Source organism: Lentibacillus kapialis, assembly GCF_014646635.1.
GTDB classification, from domain to species: Bacteria; Bacillota; Bacilli; order Bacillales; family Amphibacillaceae; genus Lentibacillus; species Lentibacillus kapialis.
In genome coordinates, this window is sequence record NZ_BMNQ01000001.1 from 38427 (window position 1) to 51110 (window position 12684).

12 protein-coding genes and 1 pseudogene are annotated in these 12684 nt (G+C 44.1%); 11 read left to right on the forward strand and 2 right to left on the reverse strand.

Annotated elements, in window-relative coordinates:
• Positions 1-207 precede the first annotated feature (207 nt).
• Both IEW67_RS00195 and IEW67_RS00200 read left to right on the forward strand, forming a co-directional pair.
• Positions 208-1437, forward strand: coding sequence for a CynX/NimT family MFS transporter (locus tag IEW67_RS00195; RefSeq protein WP_188631036.1), 1230 nt, complete (start codon positions 208-210; stop codon positions 1435-1437).
• A gap of 227 nt (positions 1438-1664) precedes the next feature.
• Positions 1665-2279: a PH domain-containing protein gene (locus tag IEW67_RS00200; protein WP_188631037.1), complete on the forward strand. Its 615-nt coding sequence runs from the start codon at positions 1665-1667 to the stop codon at positions 2277-2279.
• 220 nt (positions 2280-2499) lie between these two features.
• Here IEW67_RS00200 and IEW67_RS00205 read toward each other — a convergent pair whose 3' ends face one another.
• Positions 2500-3126, reverse strand: a complete 627-nt coding sequence (locus IEW67_RS00205) for a metal-dependent hydrolase (RefSeq protein ID WP_188631038.1) — start codon at positions 3124-3126, stop codon at positions 2500-2502.
• 224 nt (positions 3127-3350) lie between these two features.
• Here IEW67_RS00205 and IEW67_RS00210 point away from each other — a divergent pair, with 224 nt between their 5' ends.
• Entirely contained in the window at positions 3351-4331 is a 981-nt protein-coding gene (locus IEW67_RS00210; RefSeq protein WP_188631039.1) for a superoxide dismutase, read from the forward strand.
• 33 nt (positions 4332-4364) lie between these two features.
• On the opposite strand, the gene IEW67_RS18560 is transcribed toward IEW67_RS00210, so the two are convergent.
• Positions 4365-4751, reverse strand: coding sequence for a hypothetical protein (locus IEW67_RS18560; protein ID WP_229671626.1), 387 nt, complete (start codon positions 4749-4751; stop codon positions 4365-4367).
• Positions 4752-4783: 32 nt separating this feature from the next.
• Between IEW67_RS18560 and IEW67_RS00220 the strand changes: the two are divergent.
• The 8 genes and pseudogenes from IEW67_RS00220 to IEW67_RS00255 form a co-directional block, all read left to right on the forward strand.
• Positions 4784-5029 (forward strand): annotated as a pseudogene (locus IEW67_RS00220) (DJ-1/PfpI family protein); the annotation flags it as partial.
• Between the two features lie 283 nt (positions 5030-5312).
• Positions 5313-6086 carry an HAD family hydrolase gene (locus IEW67_RS00225; RefSeq protein WP_188631040.1) on the forward strand — a complete coding sequence of 258 codons (774 nt, stop codon included), beginning with the start codon at positions 5313-5315 and terminating at the stop codon, positions 6084-6086.
• A gap of 349 nt (positions 6087-6435) precedes the next feature.
• Positions 6436-7065, forward strand: a complete 630-nt coding sequence (locus IEW67_RS00230) for a helix-turn-helix domain-containing protein (RefSeq protein WP_188631041.1) — start codon at positions 6436-6438, stop codon at positions 7063-7065.
• Positions 7066-7121: 56 nt separating this feature from the next.
• On the forward strand, positions 7122-8270 hold the full coding sequence (gene rodA, locus IEW67_RS00235) for a rod shape-determining protein RodA (RefSeq protein WP_188631042.1): 1149 nt from the start codon (positions 7122-7124) through the stop codon (positions 8268-8270).
• 167 nt (positions 8271-8437) lie between these two features.
• A complete protein-coding gene (locus tag IEW67_RS00240; RefSeq protein ID WP_188631043.1) occupies positions 8438-9943 on the forward strand; it encodes a potassium/proton antiporter in 1506 nt (501 codons plus the stop codon).
• A gap of 148 nt (positions 9944-10091) precedes the next feature.
• Positions 10092-10478, forward strand: a complete 387-nt coding sequence (locus IEW67_RS00245) for a DoxX family protein (protein WP_188631044.1) — start codon at positions 10092-10094, stop codon at positions 10476-10478.
• A gap of 127 nt (positions 10479-10605) precedes the next feature.
• The gene (locus tag IEW67_RS00250; protein WP_188631045.1) at positions 10606-10818 is read left to right on the forward strand and encodes a YjzC family protein; all 213 of its coding nucleotides are present in this window, start codon (positions 10606-10608) and stop codon (positions 10816-10818) included.
• Positions 10819-11075: 257 nt separating this feature from the next.
• Complete coding sequence (locus IEW67_RS00255) at positions 11076-12566, forward strand: flotillin family protein (protein WP_188631046.1); 1491 nt, start codon at positions 11076-11078, stop codon at positions 12564-12566.
• The last annotated feature ends 118 nt before the right edge of the window (positions 12567-12684 follow it).

Genomic DNA, 12684 nt, shown 5'->3' on the forward strand with positions numbered 1-12684 from the left:
TGTGCTGAAAATAGTAAGTATGCATAAGCATTTTGAATTTTAGAAGAAAGAGGGTCGCTGACCGGGTCTTTCAAATCCACTGATAGCTGTAGTTAAAAGTTTGTTTGAGTGAACCGATTTTACGGAATGGTTCAAGTACAATAGAATTTCGTTCGTGTGACATGATGCATGTGGAATCTGACAAGATGAAGGAGGCATCATTTTTTAATGGGGATCTATCAATTTGAGAATTTGAAACGTTACAACCAAATCTTGCTGATAACCGGGATCATTATAATCGCCTTTAATTTACGTGCAGCCATCACATCGGTTGGTCCACTGGCAAACGTCATCGGAGACGATTTGGGACTTGCCAGCTGGAGTGTCGGAATTTTGACCAGCCTGCCGCTCATAGCGTTTGCTGTGATGTCACCGGTTGCACCGAAACTGGGGGATAAATACTCTAACGAAACTGTACTGATCAATGGTATGGTAGTGCTCCTCATTGGAATTTTAACGCGCTTGGTTCCGATACCGATTTTCCTTTTCGGCGGGACCTTGCTGATTGGATTGGGAATTGCGGTATCCAATGTTCTTTTGCCCGGTATCATTAAGGAAAGATTTCCAAATCGGGTCCCGCTCATGACGAGTGTTTATTCCATCGCTATGGGGCTTGTGGCAGCTCTGGCATCCGGTGTCAGTGTGCCTCTTGCGAATAAAGTGGGTCTTGGCTGGGAATGGTCGCTTGCCGTTTGGAGTTTTCCCGCTTTTGCCGGCATTGTTATTTGGGTTTATTTTGTTAAACGACGCCGTGCTGCTAATGAAGTAAGCGTTCAGTATGTAGCGGCAAGTGACGTGCGAATGTGGAAGTCGCGCCTTGCTTGGGAAGTTGCCGTGTTTCTTGGGTTGCAGGCTCTATTATATTACGTCATCATTGCGTGGCTGCCGGCTATTTTACAGGATTATGGTGTCAACAGCGGAACAGCGGGCTGGATGTTGTCTTATGCCCAATTCATCGGACTACCGGCCAGTTTGCTGCCAATGCTGGCGGGTAAGCTAAAGTCCCAGAGTGGTATGACAATCGGCGTTTGTTTGTCGGCAGCTGTCGGAACCGCCGGGCTGTTGTTCGGTCAATCCAACGTTATCATGATCGCAAGTGTTACACTGCTTGGCATTGCGACAGGTGGATTATTTCCATTAGCTCTTTCCTTTCTGGGAATGCGAACAGGTGACGCCCGGCAGGCAGCGGAGTTATCAGGAATGGCGCAAGCACTTGGCTACTTTCTTGCGGCATTAGGGCCGATAGCAATCGGCTCGTTAAATGATATCACCTCAGGATGGGAGGTACCGTTGACAATGCTGCTTATCGTGTCAATCCTTATGGCTATTGTCGGATATGGCGCCGGCCGGAATCGCACGGTTGAGGATGAATTCAAAGATATGTCTGAGCGTGAATAGGACCCCGGGATTGACGTAACGTCACAAGATATTTAGAGAGAATTTGGCCGAATGAACGCATTTCGCGCTCAAACCCACCCGCACACTAAAAGGCGACGGCTATTCCATTTTGTATTCACCTATTCAACAGGGTATTGCCATCCATTAATCCGTGCTAAAATGTAAGTGTTATACTGTCAGTGCCTGCAATGGCAAGCAGCTATTCTAAACCAGAAGGAGTCCTGAATATGTTTAAAAAAATCGCGTCTGATGCGCTTGGTCTATCGGACATCGGCAAAATTATCGGCCCGGAGGACTATGACAAAACCGATGCTGATGATTATGTCCGGCACGAGGATGATGAAAAAATTTATTTTCTTATTAAAACAAAAGCGGATGAATATTGCTTTACCAACACCGCCTTGATTCATGTTGACGGGGAAAATGCAGCCTCTTCCAAACGGACGCTGAACCGTTATCCGTATGCGCAGCATAACATTTCCAATGTATTTCTTGAGACTGCCGGCAAGATTGATATGGACATTGAAATTAAATTCACGCTTGGTAATCAGGTTTTTAGCATTGATGTCCATAAGGATGAGCTCGAAAAATTGAAGGATTTGTACAAGGCACTGTTGTATATTGCGGAAACCATGTATGAGAATGAAATTATCCTGGAAATGGGCAATCAGAGTCTGGATAGAGCGGTGAACGTGTTGCAGCATTCAAGAGCAGCGGAAATCGATTTGGCGAATCAGTATAAAGAGCTTACGGAATATGGATTTTCCTGGCTGAAGTCTGTAAGAGAAGAATACCACGCCAAAGACTTCGGTGCTATTTTTGAAAAGTATATTAATAACTAATAACGGAAGAGCTGGACATGCTACGGCATCGTGCAGCTCTTTTTATAGCGTCAGAAACGATAAATTATGGATGACCGGCTGTGTGGAGGAGAAAGGGATAAATGGCAAGCACATTGCCCCACTTGTTTATCAAATGGATTCCCAAAACCCAACCCGCACGCTGACAGACTTGCCAAGCAAGCTATTTCAGGAGTGGGTCAGTGAGGCTGTGCGTACTTTTTCAAATCTCTACCCGGCTGAAGGGAAGTAACAATTTAATACCCCGCTTATTTCCCGGCCAAAATCGCATATCTGTGAGTAAATGGCTTCCGTAAGCTAAAACAAGTGCCCAATATAAGCCTTGAATCATAAACTCCTGGTCGATATAATAAGCAATCATCGCAAAAAACAACCATCCAATGAATGAATGTGTATAACTTCTATGCGGCACCAGGGCGGCAGCCACGACATAAACACCGAGCATCCACACCCATATTTCTGAAATGAATATGCCACCTGCAACAATGGCGGCCCCGCTTAAGAATAACATTAGTTTTTGTGAAAATATCGGTGCTATAAATAACAGAAATGCTCCAAGCGCCAGTCCGATATACTTTTCCGTCCCGGTTAGGCCAAACCAGGTATAAGCACCGGCTAAAATCCCGATTATCCTTACCAGATTCTGAATCGTTTTATGTGACAGTGAAATTTTATTGGCTAGTTTTCCGGCTGTATCCAAGTCTGGTGCGAGCGCGGCCATTACTCCAGCACCCATCATGACAGTCGTGTTAACAGCATCCTGCCCTGTTGATTGCGCAACAGCAATGGCGGTTCCCGCGCCGACTAATGCATGTATTTTTCCGTCCATTGTCAGTCCCCTCGTATGTATGATGACAGAGTTATTATACAGGATATGAACTTGCTTGTGCAGGGGTCGGATGCGCAACATCAACCTATTATTTCATCAGCACAATCACAAATTTGCCAACAATATACCAGGAGCATTCATTTAACTTGTGTTACATGAATGGGCTTTCCGGCATAGGCTGGGATTGGAAATATTTTATCTGTAAAGAGGAGGACATTGCTGTTATGACGATGCAATCAACTGAAGCGAACTGGCTGGACCGTTTGGAGGAGTGGACGGAGAAATGCGAACAACTGGTGGGTTCTCTGGACTCACGATCAGATCAATTGCCTGATGAAAACATTGATACAAATGAGTGGAAGAACCGCTTTCAGGAACTGCGTGACAAGGTTGGGATTTACCGTGATCAACTCCACGAGGAGGGAATAGCAGATGCTGCTGCCAAGCTGGATTCACTGAATGCAGAAGCGCACCAGCTCAAAAGTGAATTCACTCAAGTGATGGAAAGAGATAGATTCAACGGACTGTCAGATGACAATGCCTATGATGCAAGTGATGAAGACCGAAAATCCACAACAGAAGTTCCAATCGGCGGACATACCCTGCCGCCGCTTCCGTATGACTACAATGCGCTGGAACCACATATTAACGAGGAGATTATGCGGCTTCATCATGACAGTCATCACCAGGGTTATGTGGATGGCTTGAATAAAGCCGAAAAGGAGATGCAGAAGGCCCGTAAGAATGGTGATTTTTCACTGATACGGCATTGGGAAGATGAAGCAGCATTCAATGGAGCCGGACACTACCTGCATACGATTTTCTGGGAAAATATGAGTCCTGACGGCGGCGGCAAACCGCACGGCGAGATTGCAAAAGAAATTAAACAAACATTCGGCGATTTTAATAAGTTTAAAGAGCACTTTTCCAAAGCGGCTGAAAATGTTCAGGCAGTCGGCTGGGCCATTCTGGTGTGGTCACCGCGATCACACCGGACTGAAATCCTGCAGGCCAAAAAGCACCAGAATCTGACACAGCAGGATGTCATTCCGCTGCTCGTGCTTGACGTATGGGAGCACGCATATTATTTGCAGTATTACAATAAACGTAAAGATTACATCGATGCGTGGTGGAATGTTGTTTGCTGGAACAGTGTGAACCAACGATTTAGCGAGGTACGGAAGGTCAAGTGGAAGCCGTATTAGGATTGTAGTTTAGGTAAAAATCCCGTACCATGATTATCGTGATACGGGATTTTTGTGCTCTAACTTGAGCGGGAACGGCTCCAACTCGTGCGAGAGCGGCTCCAACTCGTGCGAGAGCGGCTCCAACTCGTGCGAGAACGACTCGAACTCGTGCGAGAACGGCTCCAACTCGTGCGAGAACGACTCGAACTCGTGCGAGAGCGACTCGAACTCGTGCGGGAACGGCTCCAACTCGTGCGAGAACGACTCGAACTCGTGCGAGAACGGCTCCAACTCGTGCGAGAACGACTCGAACTCGTGCGAGAACGACTCCAACTCGTGCGAGAACGGCTCCAACTCGTGCGAGAGCGACTCCAACTCGAGCGAGAGCGGCTCCAACTCGTGCGAGAACGTCTTCAATCCGAGTGAATATCGCACCATCAATGCGGGTTTTTGGTCAAGGCGGAAAAGATTTCTTTGAGGCAAACAAACCTGTTGCGGCGGTCTGTCATGCGGCGCAGGTTCTTACAACAGTAAAAGAGCATCTTAATGGCAGAGAAATGACAGGCTATATTGCCTGCAAGCCAGAAATAGAAGCGGTAGGCTCGACTTATATTGAAGAACCGCTCCATACTGATGACAATCTGGTATCAGGACATGCCTGGCCTGATATGCCAGGATTAATGAAAGAATTTATCAAGCAGGTAAATGCATCGTAGAAACAGAGAGGAGCAGCTTTAGCATCATGAACCGTCGTTGTATAACCCATTGGCAGCTTATTCTTTTCTCATTGGGCAAGAATATCCCTAGTTTAAAAGATATTACCGCTGAGTGAAATTTCGCTTTATAATGTAAAACGTCGATACTCGCTTTAGGGCAGAGCGAATATCGACTTGGCATACCACACTTTTCCCTGAATACTTCACCAAATCTTTACACCGTATTAACGACCACTTTACACTCGAGTGGTATGGTTGATGTATAAAAGGGAGGGAGAAAAATATGCGAATACGCGCCATGTTCATCGATATGGATGGAACACTACTGAGGTCATCCAATGAGATTTCACAGCGCAATACGGAAGCAATAAACAGGCTTGTTAATCAAGGTGTGAAAGTTTTTCTGGCGACAGGCCGTCATTTTGAGATCGCGGATCCTTATCATCATCAGCTCGGACTTAAAACGCCAATGATTTGTCTGAATGGCGCTTCTATTCATGATGGGATTACAAAAAGAGTAGCTCAGATGAACCCGGTCGTACTGGATGAGGCTCATTTTCATCGCGTCACGAATGAAATTTCGTGCAAAGTAATTGTTCATACGATAGATGGTCCTTATTGCAACAAAATGTGCAAGGAAGCAAACATATGGGCGAAGGAAAGTCATGCTCCGCCAAAGTATATTGGGAATTTGCGAAACGCGGATTACCGAAATGTATTAAAATACACTGTTAAAACAGGTTGTTATGGTTCGCATATGTCATACTTGTTCCGTGATGAAGCAGGTGTTATTGACTGGAAAGACGGCTTTGAGCTAGTTGCTTTAGGTGTTTCCAAATGGTCAGGAATTAAAAAACTGATAAGAGCTTTTGGCATTAATCCTGAAGAAACCGTGGCAATTGGTGATGGACCTAATGATGTTCAAATGCTTCGTCATGCCGGAATCGGAGTTGCTATGGCTAATGGCGCTCCGGAAGTGATAGCGGCAGCTGATTATGTCACAGGTCATCACGAAAATGATGGTGTGGCCGAATTTATTGAACGTTATCTCATTTAGTCACTTGCCATCTGAGCCCCCTGGTTCATGACCGCCCAACTTTACCCCAACTATTTTGGTCATGTGCTATTTTCTTTTATCCCCGGATAATCACCCAACTGCATGGCTAATCTCAGTGTTCACGAGCTTTCTTTCATTTTTTTGATTAACTATTATTTCAAAAATAAAACGAATGTCGGCATTACCTACACTGATTGTTAAAAAGTTCTCGTTTAGCCTCAATTCATGGATTATATCCAAACTGTTGACAAACTAACAACAAATTTGTTGACATATCGTCAATACTCAGGTACAGTTCGAGTTGTATGTTTAAATCATTAATCTGCAAAAAGGGAAAAGGGTTGAAAAAATGGCGAAACAACACCAAAATAAGCTGGCTGAAGCCATTCAGCCTTATTTGAATGAACGGCATATGTCCATCAGAAAACTAGCTCAAGCTGCAGAAATTGATCCGGCAACACTTTCCAGAATCATGAACGGAAAACGTAAGCCTACAATGGATCACCTATATAAGATTGCATTGTGCCTTGATATTCCGCCCGCTGATTTGCTGAAATCAGCTGGTTATCCGCTGTATGGTGAGGACGAAGATGACGCGGTAGAACCTTCTGCTGAAAAAGTCCGGCAAATGCTGGCTGCCATCAATTTGCCGCCATCTGACTTTACCAGACAACAAGTGGATGATCATTTAATAAAGTTTAAACATTACAGTCGGACGGAGGAAGGTCATCAAACAATTTTGCAGCAGTTCAGTGCCAAAGTAACAAGTGCTGGCAGTGGCGGACCATACGTTGAGCAGTTAAAAGAATGGTATACCCGTTATAAAGCGCAAAAAAGTTCCACAAAGGAATTGGCGATCATGGGGAGCGCCCTTCTTTATTTTATTATCACACTTGATGTGATTCCGGATTACTTAATGCCGGTCGGATATTTGGATGATGCCTTTGTTGTGCAATTAATGGCAAAATCATTGCCTTAAATATATTCTTATACGACTCGGCATCATCTATGAAAAGATAACGAGGTTGTTTGTCTATGGATCAGGAAAATAAGTCACAAGTTGATTTTGTGCTATTAAGTTTAATTGTATGTCTTTTTATATTCAGCTTACTTACCATATATAGCGGATCGGGTCAGTATGTAGATGGTGATCTTTTTTATTTTGTAAAACGGCAAGCCATCTGGTATACAGCAGGTCTTCTCATTATGGCAGCTGTGGCACGCTTTGATTATGAATTATTGGAACGTGGTGCTTTTATACTGTATGCTGCAGGCATCGGTTTGCTTCTGCTTGTTCATTTTTTCGGATTATCTAAAAAGGGATCACAGCGATGGCTTGATTTAGGCGTGTTTGAGCTCCAGCCATCTGAATTTATGAAAATATTTCTCATTCTGGTGCTGGCAAGCCAACTAAGTAAAATTGGAAGTGAGCGAATATCATTTAAGGCAAGTATTCCGGCTGCTTTAAAAACGGTAGGTCTTGCCATACTGCCATTCGGACTAATTCTTGCGCAGCCTGATTTGGGTTCCGCGCTAATCATCGGTGTTATAGCCTGTGTGCTTGTTTTTACATCAAGTATTTCATGGAAAATGCTGACGACGATTCTAACAGGCGCTGTCAGTGTCATCGCAGGTTTTATTTATATGTATGCCAATCATCTAGAGATGCTTAGCAAAGTGTTCTCGCCGCACCAACTTGGACGGATTTATGGCTGGCTTAATCCAGTTGAATCGGGATCGGATTATGGATATCAGTTAAAACAAGCGGTGCTGGGCATTGGGTCCGGCCGGCTTACGGGTTCGGGTTTCACTAAGGGAACGCAGGTGCAGGATGGAAGCGTGCCAGAGGTACATACGGACTTTATTTTTGCTGTTGTTGGTGAGGAGTTTGGCTTCATCGGCTCGGCTATGTTGTTGTGTGTGTATTTTGTGCTGATTTACCGGATAATTATCATTTCACTAAAGGCGAATAACTTGTTTGGCACCTATATTTGTGCTGGGACGGTTGGACTCCTGACATTTCAGGTGTTTCAGAATATCGCAATGACAATTGGTTTGATGCCAATCACAGGTGTTGCGCTCCCATTTATAAGTTACGGCGGCAGCTCGCTTTTGACCAATATGCTGGCACTCGGGCTTGTGTTTAGCGTGCAAATGCGAACGCGGCAATATTTGTTCGGATAATGAGCGGCCTGCCTGCCGCATCATTTCCTCTTCTCCTTCAGGATTGTCGATCGCAGCGTTTATGCTAATTACCACAAACAAATTAACCGCCCTTTGAACTGTATTCTTGTTTGAAACGGAAAAAGTCGATAAACTATAACTAGAATACGGTTGAAAGGATTTACTTCATGGCTGTCGATGTTACATCTTTTGTTTTATTGTTTGCACTTATGCTTCTTGTTGGCGTGTTTACAACGAAATTCTCAACCCGGCTGGGCCTGCCATCACTTGTGTTATTCCTGTTTGTCGGCATGATTCTTAATGAATTCATCTATTTTGATAATGTGGAGTTAACCCAGTTAATCGGGATCATGGCATTGATTATCATTCTGTTTGAAGGTGGTACACAAACCAAGTGGCATAACATGCGCCCGGTCCTTGCGCCTGCAGGGGTGCTGGCAACTGTCGGCGTTTTGCTGACGTCTGTCATTATTGGACTTGCCGCTTTCTATATCTTTGATTTTACGATGCTTGAAGGGATGCTGTTCGGGGCGATTGTTGGCTCAACCGATGCGGCAGCGGTTTTCTCTGTTCTGGGCAGTAAGAACATTAATAAACGATTGACGGCTACATTGGAAGCTGAATCCGGGACAAATGACCCGATGGCAGTCTTTTTAACGATCGTTTTTATTGAAATGATTCAAGTTCCTGAGACTACGATTTGGTCGGCGATCGGCGACTTTTTTGTCCAAATGGGATTTGGTTTAATTTTTGGTCTGCTGTTTGGGCTGTTAAGTGTGCTTTTGATTAATAAAATTCAATTGGATGTCTCCGGTATGTATCCACTGTTGGCATTGGGGAGTGCCGCTCTTACATATGGATTTACCGATTATATCGGTGGGAGCGGTTTTTTGGCCGTCTATGTGATGGCTGTTGTTGTTGGCAACAGTGACTTGATGCATAAATTTTCAATTGTCCGTTTTAATGAAGGATTTGCTTGGATGATGCAGATCATCATGTTTATTTTCCTTGGTATGCTCGTATTCCCAAGTAACTTGATAACAGTTGGCTGGAAAGGCATTCTGTTGGCGATTATTCTCATGTTCGTGGCCAGACCTATCGCAACTGTTATATGTATGATTTTTTTCAAACACAATGCGAGGGAACAGTTATTCTTGGCCTGGACTGGGCTGAAAGGTGCGGTTCCGATTGTACTGGCTACTTATCCAATTGTAGCTGGAGTGGAAAATGGTCACATCATCTTCAATGCCGTTTTTTTCGTTGTCCTCATTTCCGCTCTGGTTCAGGGAAGTACTTTGTCCCCTTTGGCAACGAAATTGGGTTTAACGGAGGAAGGTAGTGACTTTGACCCGAGCGGTTTTGAAATGATTAACTTGGGTAACACGAATTCTGAAATTATCAAACTGCCGATCGGCAAAAGATCTCCTGTTGTTCATGCAACATTAATTGATATTACCCTGCCAAGTGATACATTGGTTATTGGCATTGTACGGGAAGAAAAATTAGTCACACCGACCGGAACAACATCAATTGAAATAGGCGATACACTGTTTGTTCTCAGTGAAAAGGAAAAGCGCCCTCAGGTAAGAGAGGTCTTTTTGGGTAAAAAAGAGCAAAAAGAAAAAGCATCGCCAAATAAATGGTGGCATAAATTTGTCGGAAAAAAAGACTAATCCACAGCTTTGCTTTCTGAATATTGCTTCCATAAATATTGCGTTGGAAGCAGTTTTTTTATACCTTGACAATATATTGAATTCATATTATATTATTCCTCGTGCTTACAAAAAGTAAGTTAGTATTTAAAAGTAGGAGGATTTATATATGATTCATATCGGTTTATTGATTATACGGTTGGTTCTTGGAATCAGTCTGGCCAGTCATGGCGCTCAAAAACTATTTGGCTGGTTCGGCGGCGGCGGAGTAAAAGGAACAGGCGGATTTTTTGAATCGATCGGCATCAAACCGGGTGTGCCGATGGCCGCTCTGGTTGGCTTATTTGAATTTGCCGGTGGTCTGTTATTGGCAGCAGGGCTCCTTACATGGCTGGCAGCTGCTCTTATTGTGATCGTTATGATCGGCGGCATCTTTAAGGTTCATTTGCCAAATGGTTATTTCGCAGATAAAGGCGGGATTGAATATCCGTTTGTCATTATTGCGATTGTTATCGGTATAGCATTAATCGGTCCCGGTGTTTATACTATTGTTTAATTTATGTAAAAGCGCAATTTCCGAATAAGGGATTGCGCTTTTTAGTGTGCTTTAATCACTCGCTTTTGGGTTATAAATCATTGGTTTTAAGCCAAAATAAGCATACTACGTTAAAGGAGTGATGAATATGGGGGAACAGTCCCGTTTCCGCGGGGGTCAAAAAGCGCCAAATAATGGTGTATATATTGAAAAAGGTGAGACAGGAAGCAATGTGGAAGACCCCGGTCAGATCGAGATGAAAGCTGGAGACAAATTTCCGGAGAACGCCAACCCGGAACGCGTATGGGTTAGTAAACGCGATCTGTCCAGTCCCGGTGTTCAAGGAAGAGCTAATGACTGATTAGAAAACGCGGTATTCGCCTTGCCTGATAGTGAGTGCCGAAGTTTTTCTTTTATAACAAAAACTGCCGGTTTTTAACCGGCAGTTTTTAATGTGTTTTATCATTGAGGATTCTATATTTAATTATTCCGGAATAAGCTGAAATAGTGGATTTTTTGGTATAAAAATGTTGAAACTTGATCTGGCTTGTCATCGTACTATAATATAGATCTATATACATAGGATCGGATTTATTATTTATAAGGGAGCGGATTTTTTTGTTTCAAGATGCACTTTTGTTAATCATTCTCGCGATTGTTGGAGCTGTGGTAATTATTGGGGGAATAATTGCATTCATTATTTTCAGGCTCCGCTATAAAACCGCAAGTTCCAATGAAGCGCTCGTCGTCACCGGGCCTAAACTGGGGGACCCGGAAAGTGAGCGGAACGTTTTTCAGGATGAAAATGGCCGTTCTGTCAAGATTATCCGCGGTGGCGGTTACCGTCTCCGCATGTTTCAGACAGCAACACCAATTGATTTGACTTCCTTCCAGTTGCAAGTTGATTCCGAGAAGGCGTTTACTCAAGAGGGTATTCCGGTACGCGTCGTCAGCACGGCTGTTATCAGTATCGGAAGCGAATTGGAAATTATGGCCAACTTTGCTGAAAAATTCCTTGGGAAAAAGCAAAACGAGCGTGAAGATGAATTAAGAGATGTGTTAAACGGTCATCTGCGTGCGATTATTGCATCGCTTTCCATCGAAAAGATTTATAGCGATTTTAAAGAAGTCAATACACAGGTTAAAAAGATTGCTGAGGCGGACTTGAAAGGCATGGGCTTTGAAATCACATCGTTTGCACTGAACGATGTGGAAGATGTCGATACCGAAAACGGCTACATCGATGCCCTGGGTCGTCCGCATATTGCTGAGGTTCAGAAGACGGCAAACCAGGCAGAATCGGATGCGGAAAAGGAAACCCGCATTTATCAGGCTCAAAATGATCAGGAAGCACAGGATGAAGAAAACCGCCGTCAAACTGCTATTGCGCAATCCAAAAAGGAAAAAGATATTAAAGAAGCTGAATTCCAGAAAGAAACAAACCGTGCCAGGGCAAACGCTGAACAGGCAGGAGAACTGGAGAAGCAACGTCTCGCCCAGCAGGTAAAAGATGAAGAAATGAAAGTTCAGTATATTGAGAAGCAACGTGCTGTTGAACTTGAAGAAGAAGAGAACAAGCGCCGCCGTTCAATCGCTGATGCCGAAGCCTATAAAACAACGAAGGCAGCTGAGGCCGATGCGGAGAAAGAGCGTATTAAAGGTGAGTCCGAAGCTGAAGTTATCCGCCAGCGCGGAATTGCCGAGGCGGAGTCCAAAGAACGTATGGCTCAAGCGATGGAACAATACGGGGAAGCAGCGATTATGGAGATGCTTATCAATGTTCTGCCTGAATATGCTGAAAAAGTGTCCGCACCGATCTCTCAGATTCAGGATATGCGTGTCATCGATATGGGCGGCAGCGATTCACAGGGTGGCCCTTCAAAGGTCGCTAATAATGTGACTTCAACCATGCTTGGCATTCAGGAATCCTTGAAGGAAACAACTGGCATGGATTTAAAGGCGATGCTGGAGAGCTATGTATCCCACGGCAAAGCTGGTGTTTTCGGTGAACAAAAGGAAACGTACCATCAAGAAGCATCAGCGGCCAAGGAGTCCAATGAGGGAAAAGGTGATAACGATCCGGAAAACAACGAGTATAATGAGCAATAAGGTTTTTTCGTAGTATGGGTGACCATACAGAAAAACGGGCTTTCACTTTAAGAATGATGTGAGCCCGTTTTTCTATAAAATGTCTTTTCTAAGAGGAATTGGTATGTTTTCTGTCGAA